At 71.4% G+C, this 22,059-nt stretch carries 20 protein-coding genes; 6 read left to right on the forward strand and 14 right to left on the reverse strand.

Annotation, left to right across the window (positions count from 1 at the left end):
• Window positions 1–141 precede the first annotated feature (141 nt).
• A complete protein-coding gene (locus tag ACZ4VK_RS25950) occupies window positions 142–3,606 on the forward strand; it encodes a hypothetical protein (protein ID WP_468356526.1) in 3,465 nt (1,154 codons plus the stop codon).
• A 151-nt stretch (window positions 3,607–3,757) separates the two neighbouring features.
• On the opposite strand, the gene ACZ4VK_RS25955 is transcribed toward ACZ4VK_RS25950, so the two are convergent.
• From ACZ4VK_RS25955 to ACZ4VK_RS25970, 4 genes are read right to left on the reverse strand one after another with little or no spacing between them, the layout of a single operon-like run.
• Window positions 3,758–4,216: a hypothetical protein gene (locus ACZ4VK_RS25955; RefSeq protein WP_468356529.1), complete on the reverse strand. Its 459-nt coding sequence runs from the start codon at window positions 4,214–4,216 to the stop codon at window positions 3,758–3,760.
• The gene (locus ACZ4VK_RS25960; protein ID WP_468356532.1) at window positions 4,213–4,809 is read right to left on the reverse strand and encodes a hypothetical protein; all 597 of its coding nucleotides are present in this window, start codon (window positions 4,807–4,809) and stop codon (window positions 4,213–4,215) included. The genes ACZ4VK_RS25955 and ACZ4VK_RS25960 overlap by 4 nt, the downstream gene beginning before the upstream one ends.
• Window positions 4,810–4,844: 35 nt before the next feature.
• Entirely contained in the window at window positions 4,845–5,522 is a 678-nt protein-coding gene (locus ACZ4VK_RS25965; protein WP_468356535.1) for an NUDIX domain-containing protein, read from the reverse strand.
• A 54-nt stretch (window positions 5,523–5,576) separates the two neighbouring features.
• Window positions 5,577–7,289 (reverse strand): SpaA isopeptide-forming pilin-related protein, encoded by a 1,713-nt coding sequence (locus ACZ4VK_RS25970; RefSeq protein ID WP_468356538.1) that lies wholly within the window; start codon window positions 7,287–7,289, stop codon window positions 5,577–5,579.
• A gap of 500 nt (window positions 7,290–7,789) precedes the next feature.
• Between ACZ4VK_RS25970 and ACZ4VK_RS25975 the strand changes: the two genes are divergently transcribed.
• From ACZ4VK_RS25975 to mihF, 3 genes are all read left to right on the forward strand, one after another.
• Window positions 7,790–8,299, forward strand: a complete 510-nt coding sequence (locus ACZ4VK_RS25975) for a hypothetical protein (protein ID WP_468356541.1) — start codon at window positions 7,790–7,792, stop codon at window positions 8,297–8,299.
• Window positions 8,296–10,554 carry a tetratricopeptide repeat protein gene (locus tag ACZ4VK_RS25980; protein WP_468356544.1) on the forward strand — a complete coding sequence of 753 codons (2,259 nt, stop codon included), beginning with the start codon at window positions 8,296–8,298 and terminating at the stop codon, window positions 10,552–10,554. The genes ACZ4VK_RS25975 and ACZ4VK_RS25980 overlap by 4 nt, the downstream gene beginning before the upstream one ends.
• 74 nt (window positions 10,555–10,628) lie before the next feature.
• Window positions 10,629–10,943: an integration host factor, actinobacterial type gene (gene mihF, locus ACZ4VK_RS25985; protein ID WP_468356547.1), complete on the forward strand. Its 315-nt coding sequence runs from the start codon at window positions 10,629–10,631 to the stop codon at window positions 10,941–10,943.
• Between the two features lie 8 nt (window positions 10,944–10,951).
• Here mihF and ACZ4VK_RS25990 read toward each other — a convergent pair whose 3' ends face one another.
• Complete coding sequence (locus ACZ4VK_RS25990; RefSeq protein ID WP_468356550.1) at window positions 10,952–11,818, reverse strand: helix-turn-helix domain-containing protein; 867 nt, start codon at window positions 11,816–11,818, stop codon at window positions 10,952–10,954.
• Window positions 11,819–12,165: 347 nt separating this feature from the next.
• On the opposite strand from ACZ4VK_RS25990, the gene ACZ4VK_RS25995 reads away from it, so the two are divergent.
• Window positions 12,166–13,239: a hypothetical protein gene (locus ACZ4VK_RS25995; RefSeq protein WP_468356553.1), complete on the forward strand. Its 1,074-nt coding sequence runs from the start codon at window positions 12,166–12,168 to the stop codon at window positions 13,237–13,239.
• A gap of 277 nt (window positions 13,240–13,516) precedes the next feature.
• Window positions 13,517–14,629, forward strand: coding sequence for a helix-turn-helix transcriptional regulator (locus tag ACZ4VK_RS26000; protein ID WP_468356556.1), 1,113 nt, complete (start codon window positions 13,517–13,519; stop codon window positions 14,627–14,629).
• 13 nt (window positions 14,630–14,642) lie between these two features.
• Here the strand turns inward: ACZ4VK_RS26000 and ACZ4VK_RS26005 are convergent, their stop codons facing one another.
• From ACZ4VK_RS26005 to ACZ4VK_RS26045, 9 genes are all read right to left on the reverse strand, one after another.
• Entirely contained in the window at window positions 14,643–16,601 is a 1,959-nt protein-coding gene (locus tag ACZ4VK_RS26005) for a hypothetical protein (protein ID WP_468356559.1), read from the reverse strand.
• Between the two features lie 302 nt (window positions 16,602–16,903).
• Window positions 16,904–17,290, reverse strand: coding sequence for an SH3 domain-containing protein (locus tag ACZ4VK_RS26010; protein ID WP_468356562.1), 387 nt, complete (start codon window positions 17,288–17,290; stop codon window positions 16,904–16,906).
• 500 nt (window positions 17,291–17,790) lie between these two features.
• On the reverse strand, window positions 17,791–17,919 hold the full coding sequence (locus ACZ4VK_RS26015; RefSeq protein ID WP_468356565.1) for a hypothetical protein: 129 nt from the start codon (window positions 17,917–17,919) through the stop codon (window positions 17,791–17,793).
• Window positions 17,920–18,121: 202 nt separating this feature from the next.
• Window positions 18,122–18,661, reverse strand: a complete 540-nt coding sequence (locus ACZ4VK_RS26020; protein ID WP_468356568.1) for a hypothetical protein — start codon at window positions 18,659–18,661, stop codon at window positions 18,122–18,124.
• A 250-nt stretch (window positions 18,662–18,911) separates the two neighbouring features.
• Entirely contained in the window at window positions 18,912–19,268 is a 357-nt protein-coding gene (locus tag ACZ4VK_RS26025) for an SH3 domain-containing protein (protein ID WP_468356571.1), read from the reverse strand.
• A 215-nt stretch (window positions 19,269–19,483) separates the two neighbouring features.
• Complete coding sequence (locus ACZ4VK_RS26030; protein WP_468356574.1) at window positions 19,484–19,942, reverse strand: hypothetical protein; 459 nt, start codon at window positions 19,940–19,942, stop codon at window positions 19,484–19,486.
• A 176-nt stretch (window positions 19,943–20,118) separates the two neighbouring features.
• Window positions 20,119–21,012, reverse strand: a complete 894-nt coding sequence (locus ACZ4VK_RS26035) for an alpha/beta fold hydrolase (protein WP_468356577.1) — start codon at window positions 21,010–21,012, stop codon at window positions 20,119–20,121.
• A gap of 3 nt (window positions 21,013–21,015) precedes the next feature.
• The gene (locus ACZ4VK_RS26040) at window positions 21,016–21,534 is read right to left on the reverse strand and encodes a GNAT family N-acetyltransferase (protein ID WP_468356580.1); all 519 of its coding nucleotides are present in this window, start codon (window positions 21,532–21,534) and stop codon (window positions 21,016–21,018) included.
• A 185-nt stretch (window positions 21,535–21,719) separates the two neighbouring features.
• The gene (locus ACZ4VK_RS26045; protein ID WP_468356583.1) at window positions 21,720–22,052 is read right to left on the reverse strand and encodes a hypothetical protein; all 333 of its coding nucleotides are present in this window, start codon (window positions 22,050–22,052) and stop codon (window positions 21,720–21,722) included.
• Window positions 22,053–22,059: the final 7 nt, after the last annotated feature.

Genomic DNA, 22,059 nt, shown 5'->3' on the forward strand with positions numbered 1-22,059 from the left:
CGGGCGCACCGTGGGGCGGGACGGAAAACACGATGGTGTTGCGTGGGGCGGGAGCGGTGCACAAAGTTCCCACGCGGCGCCCCTGCCTGCGCTCTAGCGCGGGCACGCTGTGCCCTTCGAGCAGCATCTGGAGGAGGCGCAATGGCGAACGATCCCATCTACTTCGTGATCACCACCGGTCCGGGCGGGGAGAGCACGGAGTACGTCAGCCAGCACCCCCTGGACGCTGCCCTGCACGTCCTGCGGGCCGATCGACGGGGAGAGGCCTTCCAGGTCTTCACGGTCGACGAGCAGGGGGCGCGCACGGCGTCGCTGGCCGAACTCGCCGCTCCCGCGCCCTCCTCCGGCTTCGTGGCCGACATGTGGCGCAACGCCCAGGCATCCTGGCTGCGCTACCACCTGGACCTTCCGAACGCTCTCGAGTCGCCCTGGGGGCCTGACGCCCAGGGGGCTGCGGCCCAGTGGTCGGCGATCTTCCGCGCTCCGCTCCCGGACGGCATCGAGGAACACCCGGAACTCGCTGATCTCTCCGGACCCGACCGGGAGCGCCTGCGCTCACGGGTGAACGAGTTGCTGCCGCTGCTGGAGCACGAAAGCCAGTGGCGTTCCCCGGAGCAGGCCTCCCGGCAGGAGTGGACGGCCTGGGACTACCAGCAGGCGTGGCGGCAGCTGAACGAGGCCGCCAGGCAGGCACCCGCTCTGAGGAGCACGGCAGACTTCTTCCTCGGTATGGCCCTGGACCGGGATACGCGGGCGGGCCGCGTCGCCGGCTTCCTGGGCACGAATCACCCCGGCCTCGAACAGTGGGCACGGGTCGCCTACCTGTCCACCCCCGAGCAGGTCGCCGAGGCGGACCGGCTGTACGCCCTCTACCGCGACTTCCCCGCGGGGGACGACTTCGAGGAAGCCGACCGGCTCTACAACGCCTACGCCAACAGCGCCCCGGGCATCGCGGAGGCGGACCGGCTGTATGCCCGCTTCACCCCGGATGCCGATCCGCTGACCGAGGAGGAACAGGCCTGGGCGGAGCGCTGGCCGCGCGAGCGGCAGCGCACCCGCTCAGCCGACTACCTGCCGGACGCCGAGGAGGCCCAGCGGGAGTACTGGCAGAACAGCCAGGCCTACTGGACGGCCGCCGAGGAGCAGGAGAGCGCCCAGTACGCGGCCTTCGCGTTCCTCGCCGAGCACCATGAGGAGATCACCGCCCGGGCCCCGGCAGGTGCGGGCGAGGGTGTGGTGGCCCAGGCCCGCCGCCTGCTGCGGGCGGCGTTCCCCAGCGAACAGCAGGCCCGCCGGGACGTGGCCCTCCAGCTCGGCGCGCTCGATGCGCTGCTCGACGTGCCGGAGGCGCCCGATCAGACCTACGAGCTGGGCCAGCACGGGCAGGTGTGGATGGCGCTGGGCCGGGTCGAGGAAGCGTTGCGGGCCCTGACCTGGAACCAGACGGAGCCCGACCCGGAGCCCGGGACGGCCCCGGCGCCGGAGCCGCCGTTGCTGCGCGTCGGGCCCGACGGCGGCCCGTACGCGGTGACCGCCGATCCGCGGAAGGCCCTGTCGGCCTGGACGCAGCGGCACCGGCCCGGGCCGGACACCCTGTTCCCCGCGAACCCGGCCCGGATCGAAGAGAGCACGGCGGGCGGCCGGTGGCGGGAGCGCACCCCACGCAGCCTGGTCGAACAGGTCCGCAGCACCGCATCGGGACCTGATGAGCACTGGGAGGTGGACCGGGAGCTGGCGTTGTGGCTGCTGGCCGACGAACCCGAGGGGCTGCACCCGGAGGAGATGGGCGCGCGCTGGAGCAGGTACGTGGGCGAGGTGCCGCCGCGGGGCCCGGTCCTGGCCTGGGTGCTCCGGCTTTCCGGGACGGATGCGAGCGCGGATGTGCTGGCCCGGATCCAGCAGGGCGCCGCCGAGGAGCGGGCCATGATCGACTGGGCGCTCGACTTCACCCGCCAGCGGCGGGCCGTCTACCGGCCTGAGGGCGAGCGGGAGGAGGCGGCCGCGCTGGCGGCGATGGACGACGCCGAGCTCGAGGCGTCCTATCCCGGGCAGACAGGCGACGAACTGGGGGCGCGGCCCGTACCCCCGCTGCGGGCCACCATCCTGGCCTCAGCAACGATCGGTGACACCCGCTATGCGCACGCGGAGTTCACCCGGCCGCCCCGGCGCGCGGTCATCGTCTACTCCGACGACGGATTCCCCTCCCCCTACCAACTCGCCAGCAGCCGCCTCACCGACACGGACGTGCTGTTCGCGGAGCTGACCTCGCCCGCCGGCCGGGCACTGGCGGCGGCCGAGGGAACCGGGACCGCGCAGCGGGCGGCGCTGGAGACCGCCGGGCGGGCATGGGAGGTGGCACGGCGGTCCGAGGAGCGCGCCGATCGTCAGCTGGAGCTGTATGAGCTGGTCGAGCAGGCGCGAACCGGTGAGCTGGGCCCGGCCGTGTACGCGCAGCGGGCCGGCCAGGTGTGGGATGAGCTGTTCCCGCTGCTGGAGGGGCGCGGCCCGCTTGAGGCGGGCGGCCTGCGCCGGTGGTACTCGGTTCGGGTCGCCGGTGACGACACCGCGTGGGGGACGTTGACGGCGGACCCGCTCGAGGCCGTGGTGCAGTGGGCGCAGCGCGACCGGCCGGTGCAGCAGTACGTGATCCTCACCGGGATCGCAGAGTCGTCCGAGAGCACCGAGATCCCGGTCGGCGGACTGTTGACGCAGGCCCTGCCGAGCGGGAACGGCCAGGAGACGCGGCTGGCGGAGGCCCTGTCCGGTTGGCTGGACCAGGCACGTCGGTCTGTCGCCGTGCGTTCCGGGGACGAGCCCGACCCGGCGGCCTGGCGGCAGGCGGGCTGGGCCTGGCGTGTGCGGGTCGGAGAGAGTTTGCCGCCACAGGTGACCGGCCTCCTGGAGCCGGCGGCGGCCCGCGCGGTGGTGAGCGGTGAGGTGGAGATGCTGCGCGCCCTGCAGGCCGCTGGCACGGAGGGCACCGGCTCACCGGAGACGCTGCAGGCGCACTTCAGGGTGCTGGCCGCGGCCTCGGTGGAGATCGAGCAGGCCCGGCCGCACGCCCGGGCCGCGCTGGACCGGCTGATCAGTGACGACCAGGGCGCGCCGGGCGGCGACCGGCAGGGGCTGAGGCAGGACGCGGCGCGGTTGTGGTTCCTGTCCAGGGAGCTGGGCCGCGGCAATCTCTTGAACTCCTTCAGGCAGGTCGCCGATCCCGAGAACGCGCCGCGGGTGAGCACCTCCACGCTCGCGGCGCTCCCGCAGCGGCTGCGGGAGCATCCCGCCAGCGCACACGGGCTGCTCCGGGCGGCGGAACGGGCTGTCGGCTGCCAGGCGCGGGAGCCCTTGTATGCCGACTATCCCGACACGGTCCGGGAGGAGGCGGCGTCCGCCGCCCACGATGCCTCCGCAGCCTTCCTTCTCCAGGCCGCAGCCGAAGCCACCCGGGGCCAGGCAACGTCTCGGGCGCGCGATCTGCGAGCCGGCTCCACCCCGGCACAGTCCGGCCCGTCGCCGCTGCCGTCCGCGCGGGCGGACCAGGGGCTCGATGCCGCCCAGCGGGCGGCCCTTCCCCCCGCCTCGTCGCAGGCGCCCACCGTCCGCTGATCGCGCGCAGGGCGGGTTTCGCACGCAGTACCGAGAAATCCGTCCCTGTGTGTCCCTCTCCCTAGCCCTAAATAGCTGCAGAACAGGGCATACCATCCCTGCCTTCAGGGGCAGCCGAGGGACACAAGCAGAATGTGTCCCTCGATCGCGGTCAGGCCGGGCCGGGGTGCGGCTGCCTGCGGCGCCAGCTCAGCAGGCTCCTGCCGCGTCTGCCCGGCTTCCCGCCGGCGCGGTTGCCGAGCGCCGTGAGCCGCACTGCCGCCAGGTCGGCCACGCTCGTCTTGCCCCACCCGGTGGGCCGTCCCGGTCCGCGCCGGGTGGGCATGATGATGCGCGGGCTCAGCACGCGCTCGGCCGACCGCTCGGCACCTTGGATCTTCGAGAAGAACGGGGCGAGATCGCTGGACATGCCCTGCCGCAGAGCGCTCAGCCCCCGGCGGCGCAGGCGGTCCATCTCAGCGGCGGCGTCGGCCCGCAGGACAGGCACGGGGCCAAGCTGCGTGAGGATCTCGTCCCTGAGGGCACCCCACTGCAGTTCGTTCGCGATGAGCGCGGCGACGGCCGCGCGGGCCAGACGGCGACGGGCCAGGCGGCGGCTGATGGGTTTCACGCGGTCGCTTCCTTGAGGTCGTGATCGTGGCTGCCGGATGCGGCGAGGGTGCGCACGGCAGCCGCGAGCGGCGCGGTGCAGACGCATGCAGAACAGATCGCCAGCAGGTGCCATTGCTCGGTGTAGGTGCCGTCGCTGTGCTCGGTGAAGTCACCGGTGGCCCTCAGCCGGCCAGCGGTCAGCAGGCGCCTGAAGGGTCCGTCTTCGAGAGCGTCACGGGTGAGTGCGGTGTGCGGGCCTGTGGGCACAGGGGTGTGGCGGTGCCCGCAGGCGAGCCGGATCTGGGCGCGGGCCGGGCTCGGGCGGGGGAACTCCCAGATCGCGCGTCCGAAGTCCTCGTCGTAGTCCGGGTGACCGCTGAACGCCCGTGCCAGATCGGCCAGATGGCGCCAGGAGAGCCATGCCTCCCGGAGCCCGACCGCCCGCGCATCGAGGCGGGCATGCATGGCGTGCAGCCGTGCTCCGCGCAGCAGACCCGAACCCATCCGCTCGATGTCGGTGGCGGGTTCGCGGGACACGTAGGGCGTGATCCTGGCCAGCACGAACGACTCGGTGGCGTCGATCAGGCGCACCGAAAAGGGCTCCTTGGCCATCTCCCGTCCCGGAAGGCGCACGACGGGTGCGCTGCTCACGTCTGCGTCTGCCCAATCCCCTGCGGAACCCGGAGGGAGGCCGCCACCGGGGCGGCAGCGAGCCCGGGGGGCGGGGCCAGGTCGGCGTCCCCGTGCGTCGCAGCGGACCTGCCCAGTTCGGACAGGGCCACTGCGAATGCGGCCAGGGTGACCCCGCAGGTGATACGCCCGTGCTGGATCGATTCCAGCAACGCGTCCTGCGACATCCAGCGGGGTTCGGCCACCGACTCCGTCGCCTCGGGCCGGGCCTCCCCCGCGCCAGGCTGTACCACTACGAGGCACACCTTCGCGCCGGTCTCGATGAGCCCGGTGTCGGTGTGGAGCTGACCTATGGTCCGCACGGAGGCTGCTCTCAGCCCTGTTTCCTCCTCCAGTTCCCGCGCCGCGGCCTCACGGGGGTCTTCCCCGAGCTCGCAGCCGCCGCGTGGAAACTCCAGGGAGGCGGCCCCGATGGGGTAACGGTACGTAGGGACCAGGGCCAGTCCGCCCGGGCCGACGGGGACAATGACCACGCCTTGCTGCTTCCACTGCCATCGCAGGTAGCGGCCCTGCGATCCGTTGGGGAAGACGACCTCGTCGTTGAACAGGCGGCCGAACCGGTTGCCGAAGACCTCCGCCTCCCGCTGTCGACGGATCGGTGCTGGCGGGGCGGGGTCCAAGCGGTGCTGCTGCATGCTGCTCCTGTTCGTCAGTGGCGGCGGCCGGGTACCGGGGTTGGGTGGGCGGGCTCAGGAGGCGGGGGTCTCGGGGCGCTTGCGTCGCCGAGCGGCCCAGATCGTCGCGCCGCCGCCGGCCAGGAGGACAGCTCCGGCGCCCAGGGCCCAGGTGATGTTGCCGCCGCCGGTGTGGGCCAGCTGTCCCGAGGGGGCGGGCGGCTGCACGGCGGGGGGCTGCGACCGCTCCGGGGTGGCGGGCGGCGTGGACGGCGGTGTGGTGGGGGTCTTGGTGTCTGCGACGGTGATCTCGACCCGGGCGGCGGGCTTGGCGGTGAACTGCTGCGGCTTGGCGTTGAGTTCGTAGCCGGCGGGGGCCTTCACCTCGGTGGCCCAGTAGGTGGTGCCCGCCTTGAGCAGGACGTCCAGCTTCGCCGTGGCGGTGCCGTCCGCTCCGGTGGTCAGGGTCGCGATCTTCTTGCCGGGGGCGTGTCGGCCGTCCGTGCCCACGGTGTCGGCGGTGATGTTGATGACCGCGCCGGGGAGGGTTTTGCCGCTGTCCTTGTCGATCTTCTTGAGGGTGAGGTCGGCGGGCTTGAACGGGTCGATGACGACGATCGGGTTGGCGGCCGCCGTCTTGCCTTCGGTGATGATGATCTTCTGGTCGGGCACCAGGGCGTGCAGCGGGCTGTTGCTGTTGGTCTCGCGCAGCAGGTAGGTGCCCGCGGGCAGGTTGTCGAAGGCGAGGATGCCCTCGTGGTCGGTGGTGCCGCGGGCGGCCGTCTTGCCGTCGGCGTCGAGGAGTTCGAAGGCGACCCCGGCCATCTTCGTGCCCTCGGGATCCTTCTTGCGGATCTGGACACCGCCGGGCGGGGCCGTGACTTCCACCGTGGCGGCGGCCTTGGCGGTGGTGGTGTCGCCGGCCAGCAGCATCCGCTGGGCCTTGGGGTCGCGGGGGGTGAGGACCTTCAACTGGGTGCCGGGCAACTGGTCGGCACTCGCCTCGACACCGGCCGTGCCCTCGGTCTCGGCGGTGAAGCTCCAGCGGGCCGTGCCGTCCGCCCCGGTGACGACCTGGCCGCTCTCGCCCTTCTCCCCCGCCTCGGTGAGCTTGACCTTGACCCCGGGCACCTTCGCGCCGGAGAGGGTGGCGGTGACCGCAACGCCGACCTCGACCTTCTGCCCGGCCGGAGTCTGCTTCGTCTTCGGGGCGAGAGTCAGGGTGTAGGGACCGGCGTACTTCTTGGCCTCGGCGATGTAGTCGAGGGCCAGCGTGCGTGAGCTGGTGGAGACGTTCGGATAGGCCAGGCGCTGCTTGCCGCGTGCTCCGTCGATGCCGTATGTGCCACCCGCCAGCATGTCGTACACGACAGCGTCCACGGCCGCGGCCTGAGCCGCGTTCTGGGTCTGTCCGTACCGGCCGATCACGTAACTGGCGTACGCGACCTGGGCGTCGGGCACCTGCTTGCCGGTCACCGAGGAGGTCCAGTGGCTGGTGGCCGCGGGCTCGCCGTACCCGGCACCTTCATGGGGACCGGCCTTCTCCGGGTCGGCGCAGTAGGTCTCCCAGTCGCCGTGAACCCGCATCCCCGGCGGTCCGTACGCGCCGATGTGGCTGGTCGCAGCGTTGCCGTCGCTATCAGGGATCGACCACCCGGGGCCGAAGCGATCAGCCTGGGGTGCGGCCGACACCGAGGGGGCCCAGGCGAGGGTGCCGGAGACTGCGGCCGCGACCGCGACCGCAATGGACGCCGGACGCGAGAGGGCGCGAGCGGGGCGAAGGCGCATGTGCAGAGGGCTCCTTGAGTCGACAGTCGCCTGGAGAGTTGCGGAGGGCGGCCTCCCTGGCGGTGATCCTGGCGCGAAGTTAGTGCGGTCGATGGTCGCGACGCCTTTGCTTCCTATCCGGCGGTCACCGCAGCACCGGGGCTCCCGCCCCGCGGGCTGCTGCGAGCCGCCCCGGCCCGCCTGGCGAACCACATCGGCAGGAACCGGTGTTCCGCCAGTTGGGCCGGGGCGGACACCTGCCCGCCACAGGAGCGCTTGGTCGGCGGAGTGCCCGCCAGGCGGGAGAGCAGGAACTTTGGTGTGCGCACGCCGGGAGCGCACGTGATGACGAGGCTCCAGCCCGTGAGTGTGGGCGCAGTCCCGGATCGATGCCCGGGGCCGCAGCGGCGTGACCGGTGCCGCCGTGACGGATGACGGACTGCCCGGAGCCCTCAGGAGGTTCGATGCCCGAAGAGACACCACGATGGCTGGGCCCTGACCCCGCCATGGAGGGGGAGCGCATGGACCTCTTCGGGTCCGCTGAGGGGTGGGAGGACAGCACCCGGACCCAGTGGCTGATCAGCCCTGGTCCAGGCTGGCAGCGGCTCGAAGCCTCGTTCGCGGTGAGCAACATCCAGAGCGAGATCGAGGATGCGGCCCACTACGTCGAGAACGACGGCGGTTCCGTGCGGCAGTTGCGCCGCCAGCCCGTCATCCTGCACGCCTACCGCAGCCGGGGCGATGAGGAACTCGGCGACTTCTGCCTCACCGCCGTATTGCGCACCCCCCAGGGATGGCTGGGTGTGGACCGGCACGAGGAACCATTCGTCGACGACGGCGAAGACGACGAGGACGAGCATTTGCAGAACGGGCCGGTGGCATGGCTCCGGCCCACGCTGGTCGAGCTGCTCGCTACCGGCACATGGCACGACCTGGCGGACGGCGTATGGGAATCGTCGGAGACCCAGTTCTGCAGCACCTACCTCGCTCACGGTGCCGCCCACCTACTGACCAACAGGACCTCGTCATGAACCCCTCGGCCCGCCAGGGTCAGCCGCTCGAAGAGGAAGAGGCCGTCAGCGTCCACTGCGCGGAGGACGGGCTGCGGCGCGTGGCCCGTGCTCGTACGCTCGCTCACCAGGCCCCGAGCGGGTGGCTGCCGTGGCTGCAACTGGCCAATTCCATCAACGACTTGCTCGCATGGGACCTGTTCAACCATGGGCCCCTCGAAGTCACCGGCATCTCGCCTGCCGATGAGCTCGATGAGGAGGAGCGCGCGGCGCTGCGCCGTGAGCAAACCCGTGCCCTGAGCAGTGCCGGGGTCGTGCCGCAGGAACTGGCGCTGGCCCTGTGGCGGGAAGGAGACACTCAGCAGGCGCGCAAGGAGTTGGAGCACGCGGTGCGCTGGGCATCCGAGGACGCCGGCCTGCGCGCTCTGTGGGGCACCTTCCTGTGCGATCAAGGCGATCGTGACGCCGGGCTGGAGCAGCTACGTGCCGCCGTCCGGCTGGCTCCGGACAGTGCCCACTACCAGGTACGGCTGGGGCTGTTCGCGCAAGGGCAGGAGCGCCTGGGAGCCTTCCGCGCGGCAGACCGGCTGGAGCCGGGGCACGACTGCCTGCGCGAGCAGGTGGTCTTCGCCCTGCGGGACAGTGGCGGAGAGGAACTGGCGGACGCGGCGCTTGCCTCTGCGGGGGTCCAGCGGAGTGAACACGTCCACCCCCTGTGGTGGCAGCAGGATCCGCTGCGGGTGGCCGAGCACGAGGCGGTGCTGCGGGCCTGGCTGGAGTTCGCGCCCACGGACTTGGAGTGCGCCGAGGACCTGTACCGAGAGCTGAGCTACCAGTTGCAGTGGACAGGTGCCTACTTCGGGGTTGCCGAGTGGTGGGACCAGCCACTGTGGAGGGAGCCCGAGGGCCACGACGGCTGTGTGCCCTCGCAGCCCTACGTCGACCTCGGTCGTTCCCTGGTGCGCCGTGACCGTCCGGGCCAGGCCGAGCATGTGCTGCGCCGGGGGCTCGCCGTGCATCCGGACGATCCGGCGGTGCTGACCGAACTGGCCGGCGCCGCCATGGCACAGGGCCGCCATGCGGACGCGGAGCAGCAATTGCGCGCCGCGCTCGCCCATAGTCAGCCGCAGGACCCGCACGACAGCCACCGCCACCGGCTGCTGGGGGAAGTACTGCTGTGCCTGGCCCGGCCTGCGGCAGCCGCCGTCGTGCTGCGCCGGGCCATCACGCTGGACCCGCTGAACGCCGCCGCGCACACCGCGCTGGCCGAGGCTCTGGAGGCGCTTCGGCGCTTCGACGAGGCCATCGCGGCCGCCCGCCGAGCGGTGCTGCTGGCACCCGAACAGGGTTGGATGGCCGGGGTTTTGGGGCGGATACTGCTGGGACGTTCCGATGTCGCCGGAGCGCGCGAGACGCTGGAGGCAGCTGCCCGGCTGGACCCGAACAGCGCGGTGATCCAGGAAGACCTGGCCGAGCTGTGGCGCGTCGCGGGTCCGGATGCCCCGGCAGGGGCAGGGCTGGCTGCCGCCCGGCGCTGCCTCGAGCTGGGCCCCGAGCGGCTGGGCGGGTACGAGGCACTCGCCGCGGCGCTGCATGATCTGGGGCGCGGCGCCGAGGCGCTGCAGGTCGCGGCGGACGCCGTGACGCGCTGGCCCACATCCGGGCGCGCTCACAACCTGCACGCCCTCGCGCTGTGGGAGGCGGGTGACCAGGTCGGGGCGCTCGCCGCGGCGAGCGAGGCCGCGCATCTGGAGTGCAGCGCCCTTCACCTGCACAACTGGGCCTGGTTGCTGGTCCGTACCGGCCACCCGGCGCTGGCGTTGGCCTTGTACGAGGCCGCCCAGGACAAGGACCCCTACGACCCGCGGGTCAGTCACGGGTTCGCCCTCGCTCAGCTGTTGGCGGGCCGCCCCGGCGCGGCCCGGGTGCACTTCGAGCGCAGTCTCTCCCAGCGGGCGGACCCGGACACCGCGGGCCGGGTCCATCTGTATCTGGCCGCGCTGAGCGGGTGGGACGGCGACAGGCTTCCCCATCTGGTCTCGGCGCGCTGGGCGCGCAGCTACCCCGGTCAGCGCGGGTTCTGGTCCGGGCCGGCGGACCGGGTCCGGGGCCAGGAGGTCACTGCGGAGATCGCCAACCTGAGCTTGAGCGGGCTGCAGGACATCTCGGAGGCGCTGTCGGAGAGGATCGCCGCCGACCCCGAGCAGCCGGCGCTCCAGTGGGCTGCGGAACGACTCGGCCTGACCGCTCGGGCCTGGCTACCGTCCGCGGCGTAAATCGCCTGTTCACAGGGCTCGTTGTCAGGGCATGATGGCCGAAATTGATCGACGGAGAGAACGGGTGAGGCTCTATGGCGCTTCCTGCGTTGAGTCCCGAGGTGCGTGCCGAGGCGTTGCAGAAGGCTCTGCGGACGCGACGTGAGCGCGCGGACGTGCTGGCCGCGTTGAAGTCCGGTGAGCTGACACTTGCCGCCGTGCTGGAGCGTACGGACGACGTAGTCGGCAAGACGCCGGTGCAGCAACTGCTGCGCGCGCTTCCGGGAATCGGCACGGTGCGCGCACAGCAGCTGATGAGCGAGCTGAACGTCCCGGCGCGTCGCAAGGTCCGGGGGCTGGGACCGCGGCAGCGCGAGAGGCTGATCGGACTGTTTCCCGCCCCGGGCTGACCCTGCGGTCAGCCCGGGATGCCTCCGTCGAGCCATTCGAGGTAGTGCGGGTCGTCCAGTTCGGCGCGCCAGGCGGTGAACGCGGCAGTTGCCGCGGCCTGCTGGTACAAGGCGGCGCTGTTCTGAGCGAGTTCATCGAGTTCTGCGGCGAGGTAGCGGTCCTCGTCGGGCAGGCTGCGGGCGAGGTCCGCGCAGATCGTTGCTTCAGCGCGTACGCAGGCCACGGCGTGTGCCCAGGTCTGTCGTCCCAGATGGTCGGGGATCTCGCGGCGGCTGCGGCGCGGCCGGCGTTCTTCGCGGGCCGATCGCTGTGCCGCGAGGTCGATGGCGCAGGCAAGCGCGGTAACCGCCTGGCGGGCGCCTGAGCCGACCGGCTTGAGGCGGCGCAGGAGCTGCTCATCGTGCGGGTGGGGTCGGTGGTCGCTGACGGTCTCCAGCCGGCGTCGGGGGGCAGCGGCCTGTCGGGTCAGGACACGCAGTTCGTAGAGCCATCCCAGTGCTTCGCCAGGGGTGGGTCCGTCCGGGACATCGGCCCGGAAGCCGCCGTGCTCGCGTTGCAGGCAGAGAGGCAGCAGGCGGGCCAGCACGGGTTCTTTGACCCGGTAGGGCTGGCGGGCGGTGAGCCGGTCTTCCTGGAAGGGGAAGGTGGGCTGAGGTTCTGTCCGTACCAGCAGTTCCAGCCTGCAGCCCATGCCTGCGATCAGCCGCTGCAAGTCGGCGAAGGTGGGCTCGCGTTCCCCGGTGAAATAGCGGTGCACCGAGGGCTGGGCCACCCCGAGGAACCGGGCCAGCGCTGTCTGCGTGGAAGGTTCTTTGCGGGCCCGCTGCAGCAGCCATGCGGCCGGAACGGCTGTCATCGGATCTTGGACGGACACGACCCTCTCCCCGATCGTCGAGACGTATACCGATACGGTATACCCGCAGATGCGCGGGGGATTCCTATCCGACGCTCTGCGTCGGCATCCTGGCGGGCATTTCCTCGCCGCAGTCGGAGTTGGAGGCAAGGAGAGTCCTCCACGGGACAACTGAAAATCGAGGACGGCCGCGCGCGCATCTTCGTGCGTGCAGACGCTGGGGCGCGGGGCGATCGCGGGCTTTCGCGAGCCGCGGAGTGCGCAGGCGGCGCACTGCACCCCGGAACCGAAAATTGGTTCGATTGCACACTCTGTCGGACCGTAGGATTCCGCATCCGGCCTGATCAACCAAGGTGAGAGGGGCAGTAGTGACAGGGGGCGTAGAGCCGCACCAGCACCCCGAGCACGAGGACGTCTGTGCAGAGGGTGCCGAGATCTACGAGCACGCTCTGCGGTCGGGAGGATCCGTCCCCCGGGCCGAGGCCGAGCGGGCGCCGTGCCTGATCGACCTGGGTCTGCTCCACCCCGATCCCGACCGGCAGGATGTCTTCTTGGCTGTGGAGGCCGCTGTGGTGCTGCCTCGGCTGCTGGACACGATGGAGCGCCGGGTGGCGGTCGAGCGCGAGCGCGGCGCCCGCCTGGCTGATCTCCTCAACCCGATGATGCGCCTGGACGTGGCGCAGTCCGTTCAGGGCGGGCCGTTCACGATCCTGGAGGGCCCACCCCGGATCAAGGCCGCCATCGACGAGGCTGCGGACAACGCGCAGGAGCGGATGCTGGCCATTCAGCCCGGCGGAATCCGTTCCGAGTCCGCGCTGGCCGACGCACTGCCCCGCTCGCTCAAACTGGCAGAGCGGGGGGTTCAGATGCGCACCCTCTACCAGCCCTCCGCCCGCTACGGCCGCGGCTTGGTGGAGTACTTCACCGCCCTCGAGGGCATGGCTGAGGCGAGGATCCTGGATGAGCTGCCCGAACGGCTGCTGCTGTTCGACCGGACCGTGGCCATCATCCCGGCGCAGGAGGACCGCCAGGTCGCTCTCGAGGTCCGCCAGCCGGCGCTCGTCGACTATCTGGCCGGGGTCTTCGAACGGTTGTGGTCCACTGCGACTCCGCTGTATGCGCCGCCCGAGCCCAGCGTCGACGGGGTCACCGATCGCCAGCGGGCCATCGCTCAGTTGCTGGTCGACGGACATACAGACGCGATCATCGCCAAGCGCTTCGGCCTCAACGAACGGACGGTGCGCAACCACATCGTCAAGCTGAGCGATGCGGTCGGTGGCAGCAACAGCCGACTGCAGCTGGGCTGGAAGCTGGCTCAGGCGGGACTGCTCGACGTCTCCGACGCCGACTGCCGCGTCCCGCCGATGCGGGCCCGCCCCGCGTGCGAAGGGGCGGCGGGCCCCGGCGGGAGGCTCTCGGGGTCGCATCCCACCTCACGGTAGCCAGGCACGATGGCGCAGGACTGCCAGCCGCTCCGGGCGGGTCTCAGACGTGCCCATTCGGCCGAGAGGCGGGCCTCCGCCATGTTGTGACAGTCCGTTACTTTAAGCCTGAATCACCGCTTCGTCCGAGCTGTGCGGTCCAGACCAGGGCGGGTCATGACCCGTTGCACACCGCTACTCTCCCTCCCCCTGGTGACTGAGCGTGGCATGGGCGTTTATGGTTGTGCGCCATCAGGCCTCGGGCAGGGGGCGGCACCGGCAATAAGGACTACAGGGCATGTTCAGTGCGACGGTCGGACAGACCCTGCGTACCTACCGCACCCGGTCCGGCAGGTCCGCCGGAGACATCGCGCAGGCGGCAGGGATCAGCGCACAGCAGTACGAAGCCCTCGAATCCGGGACCGGCTGGCCGGGCAACCATGCCTTCACGGCAGCCGTCGATGCCCTGCAGATCCCCGCCGAGGCGCGTAGCCGCACCGGCCTGAACTTCTGCGGGCGGCCTCTCGGCACAGCCATCGCCGCCACGCTGAAGGGGTTCACGGTGCCGGCCATCGTGGTGGATCACACTTGGCGCATCGTGGACGCCAACCACGAAGCGACCGGGTTGCTGCCAGAGCTGGGGCGGCCGGGCTGGAGCCTGCTGCGCTGGATCCTGTGCTCGCCCGAAGCCCGCCGGCGGTTGGTCAACGCAGCCGATGTCGCTGGGACCTTCGCCGCGGTACTGCGCGAGACGCTCGCACTGACCCCCTCCGATCCGGACCTGCGTGCCCTGTACGAGGAGATCGGGACCGACCTGCGGGCACGCGGTGCGGCCGCGGTCGCGGACGTGGACGGACTGGACCTGGTGTGGCGCACCGACAGCGGGCCCTATCAAATGGTCTCCCTGTTCGTGTCCGTACCTGCCCGGCGTCCGGACCTGCGGCAAATCGCTCTGCACGTCGAGCCACTGCTGCTGCCCGGCCAGGATCTGGACTCCGCGCAGTGGTCGGACGCCGTGCTGGCGGGCATCGCTCACTGTGCAGCCTGCCGGTCGGCCATGGGCTACGAGTGGGGCCCGGTCTACCGGTGCCCGCAGGACTGCTTGACGCCGGTGGACGCTTCGGTCTTGGAGGAGGAGGTCGCGCAGCTGCTGCTGCCTCGCGTCTACACGGACGGGGCGCTCGCCGGGCTGGCCCGGCTACAGGAGGTCCTCGTGGCCTGCGGCAGCGAACCGGCCCTGCTCGCGCCGGTGTCCCTGCGGCATGCCCTGTACCAGTGGCGTCACCAGATGCCCATGTCTGTCCGCCGGGAGCTTGTGGCCGGCTGGGTGGCCCAAGTCTCGGTCGGTCGCGGCGGCGCGGCCTCGGCAGCCGGGCTGGTTCTGGACATCTGCTGGCTTTCCGGGCCCTGAACGGCTGTTGCCGTCACCGGCGCGGCGCTGCGGCGCCGGGGGCCGGTCCCCCCGGCTGCTGGTGCTGGTACCGAGTCCGGTCGGTCTCCTCTGCGACGGCGGATGCGCTGGCAGGCGGCGGCCCGGCAGCGAGGTCCTTTTGTCTCGCCGCTGATTCGGCGATGACCGTCAGGGCCGCCTCGCGGAGCCGGTCGGCCCTGCCCGCGTCGGGTGCCTGGGCGAACAGACGGGTCAGGGCGGCCTCCGCCCGGTGCAGTGCCGACGCCTCGCGCGCCGACGCCGACGGTGCGGCCTGGCCGGTCTGGTCGCGGAGGACGGCCAGCGCCTGGTCGGCGGAGCCGAAAACAGCCTCGATCCGCTCGCGCCGGGGCGCGGCCCGGTCGGGCCGGGCGGAGGCGTTGGCGAGCTGTCGGCGCAGCCAGAGAGCCTGTGCCTGGTCCTCGCGTGCTGCCCGGTCGGTGGCCATCGGCCAGTCGTACTCGTTCCACGCGTCGTCATGGTGGAGCTCGAGGTGCGCGGCCTGGGCCAGGGCTGACAGCTCGACCGTGACCCGGCGGCCGTAGGCAAGATCGGCGGTGATCTCGACGGGCCTGTGTGGGCTGTCGTGCTGCAGGAACTCCATCCACGCCACGGCCGCGTTGGGGCAGGGCTGTTCGTAGGCCGGGATCGACGTGAGGGCAGGCCCGGACAGTATGTAGCGCACGGCCTCTCGCGGCTCCTTGATGCCGCTGCGGCTCTGCTCGGCACGGTGGTCGTGCTCGGCACTCCAGTGGGTGTCGTAGGTGACCTGGGCCTGCTGGAGGACCGCTGCGAAGGGCACCTCGGTGCCACGGCTGCGTTCCTCGAGCAGGACCGCCATCTGCCCGGCCAAGCCGGTCTGCTTGGGCCAGGTGGGCGCAGTGGTCTCTGTTGGCTTCAGAAGCAGACGGCCGGGCAGCCCCTGGGTGTCGAGGAGCAGGGCAAGGTGGGCCAGGAGTGCGGCGGCCGTCTCCGGATGATCGGGCGCGTACGGCAGGCCGGTGCGCTTCAGGAAGCGGCGCAGTGCCTCGTCCAGTGCCTGGGCTGGGGAACTCTCGTACTCCTCCTGCTGGAACTCGAACTCGTCTCTCGCCTTCAGCGCCGCCAGGAGACTGAAGAGCATCACCGGCGAGTGGTTGCTCTCCTCGCGCACCTCTGGGGAGACCGGCTCGAGGTAGTCCGGATCGGCACGATGCGCCGCCTCCTTCCACGTCAGATGCGCCTGCTCGAACCCCGCGGCGCGGGTGTGGAGCCACTCCCCCGGCGTTCCGGCCTCCTCCAGGACGTTCTGCCACAGCGACGTGTGGTCGACCGGTCGGTGGCTGCCGTCGGCCAGCAGCTGGGTGACCTGTGCCGGGCGGCCGGGGCGGTCGTGGGCATGGAAGGCTCCGAGCGCGGCGATCGCGGTGGGCAGGTAGGAGTTCTCGGCTGCGGGGTCGGCGGACTGTGAGGCTACGGGGTGAAGGACGTATCGCAGGCCCGTTGTCTGCGGGGCGGCGCTCTGGGCGGCGTGCTGTTTCCAGTAGCTCTCGGCGTCCAGCCACTCCTCGGTGTAGGTCGCCAGCGCCTTGTCGGCCGCGTCACGCATGGAGACACTGTGCTCGGCGGCGAAGGTGACCAGTGCAGCGGCGAGGTGCCGGCCCGGCCCGTCGAGTTCCTTGTAGGGGCGCCGGGTCGACCGGGCGCGCACTTGGCGCAGCATCTCCTGGCCGCCCTGCCCGTGGACGTCCTCCCACAGCGCCAGGTCGGTCAGCAGGTCGCGCAGCACGACGGCTGCGTAGTCGCGGCGCACCTCGCCCCGACGGGTCCGGCCTTCGGCATCGAGGCCTGGGTAGCGGCGCACCGCTCGGGCCACGGCCTCGAAGTCCTCCATCCGGGAGCGGGCTTGCAAGAACGCGTTGACGGCCGCATCGGCGCGTTCGATCTTTCCTGTGAGGTCGGGGGAAGGGCGCACGCCAGAGCTCCTTTGGCAGACGGTGCCTTGCAGCCTGGCTACCCATGACGAACGGCGGCAAGAGGAGGATGCGGCTCTGTCGCCCGCAGCCCGGTACGCGGGCTGCGGATGCGTTGTCCTCCCGCCGGGCCGGCTGTTCCGGATGGGCTGGGCCCGCACCGCGCGCGGCGGGCGTCCTGGTGCCGTGGACGCGAAGCGCCCGCCCGGTTGCATGGGGCGGGCGCATGAGCGGGTCCGCGCATCCAGCGGCATGCGATGGCCAGTCGCATGGAGGCCGCGGCCCTCTGGCTGCGGCGTCCTTGTCAGGCGATGTGGGTCAGCGGGACGTAGACCCAGCCCCAGGTGCCGGTGTGGTTGCCGCTGATGACCCTGCCGTACATCCATTCGTCCATGCGGTTGCTGCTGATCCAGGTACAGGACACCCTGATCACGCTGCCCTTGGAGAGCTGGCCCTTGGAGTAGTAGCCGGTACTCGGGCCGTTGCGGAGATTGACGCTGCTGAAACCGGTGGCCCAGTTGCCACTGATGGTGTTGCTGTTGCAGCCGGCGGAGCCGACTGCGCTTGCCGAGGGCGCGGCTGTCAGCAGAGCACCGGCGGCGATGGCGAGCGCGCCGGTCAGTGTGGCCAGGCGCCGGCCACGGCGCTTCGGGGGCATCGCCTTAGCGCTGGTCGTGGGTGCGTTCGTCAAGGGTCTCTCCCAGGTAGTGGTCCGCCAGGCGGATGTGGTGCGGGTGCGGGTCGGAACGAGGGGTGATGCGGGTGGCGAACGGCAACTGTGCGGCGGCGTTCCGACCGCGCTGTGGCGCCTGCGGTGCGGGCGAGATCAGCGTGAGGCGAGCGGTGCAAACCCTGGCCCGGCGTGCCCGGCAGACGGGCTTGCCTTGCTTCCTAGGCCCACTGGGTGCGCGGAGAACTTCTAGGTATCCCGCCAGGCGGGCGGAGACGGTGGGGTCCTCGTCTTGGCTGGTGGGGCTCCGAGATCTACCGATCGGGAAACGGCGACGAAGAGCGGGCTGTGTCTGTTCCGGGCGCTTTCCGAGGGCAGGGCGGGCGCGCTCAGGGCTCCTCGGCTGCATGTGGTGGGTCCGCGCGGAGTCTGTTGGACTTTGCAGCGTGCGGACGCGAGTGCGCCCGCCCAGGATCGGGACCGGGCGGGCGCATCAAGGTGGCCGGGGGGGCCAGCGGACGTTACGGCCGGGCGTCGAGCTCCGACTCCGGGCGGAACGGGCGCTCCGCGAGACGCGCCGGGCGCTCGGACTGGAACGAGGGACGCGCGGACATCAGGGCCGGACGGACGGACTTGCACGGTCGGTTCATGAGAACTCCTCGTGGACTCGGGACTGGTACGGGGCTGATCTCAGCAGCAGACCGGTCCGGTGCCAAGGCGGTCTACGCAGTTGCCCGTCCCGCTCCCGTGGGACGGGCGGCAACCTTGCACGGAGGGTCAGCAGGCGGGCCGGGGCGGGCTGCCTCGGCCCGCCTGGCCAACACCAACCAGGTGCGCGAGACGGGACGGCTTCTACACAGTCGGGGATGCGCTGAAATGGATCGGGGCCTGGTAGTCCCTGCCGTCACCCGACCAGTCCAGCTGTATGTAGCCGTCGGCGAGGTAGCGGGCCGATGTGGCCTTGTACTTCAGCGTTCCCGTCTGGTACGAGCCGTTGCCCGTAGCGCTGCTGTTCCCGAGCGCACCCTTGAGTCCGGTGTAGTTGGCGTACTGCACGACCGGGTCCGTGCCGCTCACGCTCTTCTTGGTCTGGAGGTGGAAGCGCGCCTTGTTGAAGGTGAAGTTGTTGTTCGTGTGGGACGAGTAGGGGCCGTCCCAGTAGACCGTGGCCGTGGTGTAGATGTAGCCGCCGGACCTCTTGGAGCACAGCTTGACGTCGAACTCCCAGTTGTCGGAGTCGGGGCCGTTGTACGACGGGTCGTCGTACGAGCTGCTGCTGCTGGTCTTGCAGGAGTAGCTTGCCGCGGAAGCCGTTCCGGCGGTGGCGAGGGTCGTGCCGGTGACGGCGGCTGCGGCGAGCAGGGTGATGGCGATGCGCTTGAGCGCAGGCATGGTGTCTTCCTCCAGGAACGAGCGGGGTCAGCTGCGGGCCGTTCGTGGCCGGGCTGCTCATGAGGGTGAGGGGCAGGAGTCCCCCACCGGGTTGGTCACTGCAATCGCTGTGACCAGCGGGTTTAGTGGTCGTCCCGCAGGGTTTTCACGTCCTCTGCCGCAGCCGCTCCTGCTCCTGGCTCAGCAGGGAGTTTGGAGAAGGGGCACAGGGCTGGGGGCCCCACAGGAGGACGATGGGGAGGACGCGCGGTCAGCCGGCCAGTCCGTAGAGTCCGTCGCTGCGGACCCAACCGCGGGTGCCCTTCGGCAGTCCGGACTTGGATCGGGCGCTCAGCTCGGTGTAGTCCCAGTTCCCGCGGCTGCAGAGGATGTTGAGCCGGTCGCCGTTGTAGAGGTAACCGCGGGAGGTGTAGCCCGTGCTCGGACCGGTTCGCAGGTTCCAGCCGTTGTTCTTCACCTTGCCGGCGGCGTTGCTCCAGTTGACGGTGCACTGCTTGTTCTCGCCGACGGCGTGCGCGGCCGGGGCGGTGGCCACGGCCAGACCCGCGGTCACCGACAGGGCGAGCATGGCCGAGGCGGCCAGGCGGGCGGGAGCGCGAAACTTCATGGGATTCCCTTCATCGCGGCTGGGTGGCACTGTGTCGACCGGCGCCGTCTTGCTGGCGCCACCGACGTCAGCGGCCAGGGCGGGTACAGCCTGGGATGAGCGCTGGGGATCCCGTGCCCATATGCCCGGCAGGCGGGCACACAGGTTGCCGGTTCCCGCCGGGCGCCCGGGATTCGCCGTGGGCGCTCCCGCCCGGCGGGCGCCTCGGCAGCGGGTCAGCCGCAGTGGACCTTCTGGGCGCCGCCGTTGAAGGGCTGGTTGTCGCCGGGCTTGCGGTTGAGCCCGCCGGAGACGTTGATGCACTGGCCGCGCCCGGACACGTAGACCGGGCCGGCGTAGTAGCGGTAGTTGTTGGTGACGCCGTCGCAGTCGCGGGCGTATCCCTTGGTCTGCTCGATGCAGACCCAGATGTTCCCGGCCTTGCCCGCCAGGGAGGAGACAGGCCGGGTGATGGCGCAGTTCTTGCCGGTGGACCGCGAGTAGTAGACGTCGATGTACCCCGCGGTGCCCTCCCAGGAGCGGGTGACCGGATACGAGCCGACCTTGCCGTAGCTGCTTCCGCAGGAGCCGACCGGGGCCGCCGCGCTGGCGGTGGACGGCATGGCCAGGAGGCCGGCCGAGATTGCGGTGGCGGCGGTGGCTACTGCGGTGACGCGGCGCCCGATGCTGCTCATGTCTCCCCTTGCTGTGTCATTCCTCGCCCCGGGCCGTGGCTCTGGGCGCTGTCGGGCGAAAGCCTGGCCACGGGGTCGGCGAGGGGCGGGGGCTGTGCCCACACGGCGGGCACACAGGTTGCAGGTTCCCGCCGGGCGCCCCGGATTCCTCCGGGGCGCTCCCGCCGGGCGGGCGCTCAGGCGCTGCGCAGGCGCCGGAGGGGGCGGTGAATTGGCCGGGCCCGTCCCAGTCCGCACAGCCTCTCGAGCACGGCGCGGACTTGGACCGGCTGCTCGCTAAGCAGGCCATGGCGGCCGTCGGGGACCACATGGAGTTGGGCGTGAGGGAGTTGGGCTGCCAGGCGCAGGGCGTGGACGGCCGGAATGAGGCGGTCGTGTTCTCCAGCCATGACGTGGACGGGGACGGCGTACAGGGAGGCGAGGGATCCCGGCTCGACGTGGTGCTCGGTGACGGCGCGGTACCAGTTGGCCGCGACGTCGATCGGCGGCCTGGGGTCGCTGGTGGGTGACAGCAGGTCGCGGACGGTCTGCGTGGGTCCTGGCAGCCGCAGGCACAGGGCGGCGATGGTGCCGCGCGCTTTCCCCACAAGGCGGTCCAGCGGCGGGTGTTGCGCTCCGGTCAAGTCCATCTGACCGGAGCTGGTGGCAACCAGCAGGACTCCGGACAGGCCAGCCGCGACGGCAGGGTGGTGGACCGCGAGTTGCAGGACGCCCATGCCGCCCATGCTGTGTCCGCCGACCACGACCCGGGAGCGACGGCGGGTATGGCGCAACACGGCCGCCAGGTCGTCGGCGAGCAGCCGGGTGGAGGCGGTGCTGGTGCCGGTCAGGGACGCGCCGTGACCGCGCTGGTCATAGCGGATGACGCGGATGCCGCAGGCGGCAAGGTGGTGGGCGTGATCGTGCCAGATGCTCGCGGTGGCGCACCAGCCGTGGGCGAGGACCACGGTCACCGGGGCGGCGTCGGGCCCGTCGGTGTAGAGGGCCAGTCGGGCGCCGTCGGGGCGCGGCAGGTAGTAGTGGCTGGATGGCGGGGGCTGGCTGTCGGGGCGGGCGGGGGCGTGGTGCATGGCTCACCTCGTGACCGGGATGTCGAGGTCGACGGTGGACGAGGTGGGCGGTGGGAGAACCGCGCCCAGGTTGCGGGCGATGGTGAGCATGGCCCGGTTGTCGGAGCCCGTCATGACCGCGACGGTGTGGCAGTCGAGGCTGGCCGCGTGGGCGATGGCGTGGCTGGTGAGCTGGGTGCCCAGGTGCTGGCGCTGTCGGCTGTCTTCGATGAGCAGGCCCAGTTCGCGTACGCCGTCGCGGTCGGTACGCATCAAGTGGGCGACCGCGATGGCCTGTTCGGGTTCGTCGGCGAGGGCCGTGATCCAGGTCGTGCCGCGGGCCGGGTCGGCCAGCTGGCGCCACTCGGCGGGCCGCAGGTCGCGGCGGGCGGCCTGGTAGCGGCTGAAGCGGGTTGCCAGGGTGCAGCGGGCGTGCAGGGCGTTGACCCGGTCCAGGTCATCGACCCGGGCCAGGCGGGTCAGCGTGAGCTCGCCGGAGGCGAGCAGGTAGGCGGTGGCGTCGTCGAGGGCGGCGGCGGGCATGGAAGCTCCGGGGAGACGGGGGCAAGGGGGGCGGCGCCCGTCGAGGTTGAGCGAGGCCGTATCGGCACCACAAGGCTCGGGGTGACTGCGGACGGCCGGTGTCCCGGCTGGAGGGCAGCGGGTTTCGTTACCCGCCCGTACGGCGGGCACCCGGCTCTCCTGCGGTGCCCGGGTGTGGCCCGGCGCTATCGCCTGCCGTGTTCCAGGATGCTAGCTGTGATCCAGAACGGGGTGGTCAACAGCAGTGCCGCGCCGCCCAGCCGGGCGATTGTCGCAAGGGCGCTGTCGCCCAGTGCGGCCAGCACGACCAGCGGTGCCGGAAGCAGGGTTGCCGCGGCTAGCTGCAGCAGCAGGAAGGCGGCCGCGCCGGAGAGAGCCACCAGTACCAGGGCCACGGCGGCGAATGCGGGGACGCGCAGGCCGCGGCGCAGAAGGGGGTTGGCCGCCCAGCCCAGCGGCCCGGTCAGCAGTCGGGGAGTGCGCAGGGCGGCACGGTCGCAATCGGCATGGCCGTGCATGGAGTCC

The organism is Streptomyces sp. NPDC028711, assembly GCF_055565415.1.

Coding starts and splice junctions, on each gene's coding strand:
- ACZ4VK_RS26035 (WP_468356577.1), bottom strand. CDS start 21,012: ATGCACCACGCCCCCGCCCGCCCCGACAGCCAGCCCCCGCCATCCAGC.
- ACZ4VK_RS26040 (WP_468356580.1), bottom strand. CDS start 21,534: ATGCCCGCCGCCGCCCTCGACGACGCCACCGCCTACCTGCTCGCCTCC.
- ACZ4VK_RS25980 (WP_468356544.1), top strand. CDS start 8,296: ATGAACCCCTCGGCCCGCCAGGGTCAGCCGCTCGAAGAGGAAGAGGCC.
- ACZ4VK_RS25965 (WP_468356535.1), bottom strand. CDS start 5,522: ATGCAGCAGCACCGCTTGGACCCCGCCCCGCCAGCACCGATCCGTCGA.
- ACZ4VK_RS26045 (WP_468356583.1), bottom strand. CDS start 22,052: ATGCACGGCCATGCCGATTGCGACCGTGCCGCCCTGCGCACTCCCCGA.
- mihF (WP_468356547.1), top strand. CDS start 10,629: ATGGCGCTTCCTGCGTTGAGTCCCGAGGTGCGTGCCGAGGCGTTGCAG.
- ACZ4VK_RS25950 (WP_468356526.1), top strand. CDS start 142: ATGGCGAACGATCCCATCTACTTCGTGATCACCACCGGTCCGGGCGGG.
- ACZ4VK_RS25975 (WP_468356541.1), top strand. CDS start 7,790: ATGGACCTCTTCGGGTCCGCTGAGGGGTGGGAGGACAGCACCCGGACC.
- ACZ4VK_RS25970 (WP_468356538.1), bottom strand. CDS start 7,289: ATGCGCCTTCGCCCCGCTCGCGCCCTCTCGCGTCCGGCGTCCATTGCG.
- ACZ4VK_RS26020 (WP_468356568.1), bottom strand. CDS start 18,661: ATGCCTGCGCTCAAGCGCATCGCCATCACCCTGCTCGCCGCAGCCGCC.
- ACZ4VK_RS26000 (WP_468356556.1), top strand. CDS start 13,517: ATGTTCAGTGCGACGGTCGGACAGACCCTGCGTACCTACCGCACCCGG.
- ACZ4VK_RS25960 (WP_468356532.1), bottom strand. CDS start 4,809: ATGGCCAAGGAGCCCTTTTCGGTGCGCCTGATCGACGCCACCGAGTCG.
- ACZ4VK_RS26025 (WP_468356571.1), bottom strand. CDS start 19,268: ATGAAGTTTCGCGCTCCCGCCCGCCTGGCCGCCTCGGCCATGCTCGCC.
- ACZ4VK_RS26030 (WP_468356574.1), bottom strand. CDS start 19,942: ATGAGCAGCATCGGGCGCCGCGTCACCGCAGTAGCCACCGCCGCCACC.
- ACZ4VK_RS26015 (WP_468356565.1), bottom strand. CDS start 17,919: ATGAACCGACCGTGCAAGTCCGTCCGTCCGGCCCTGATGTCCGCGCGT.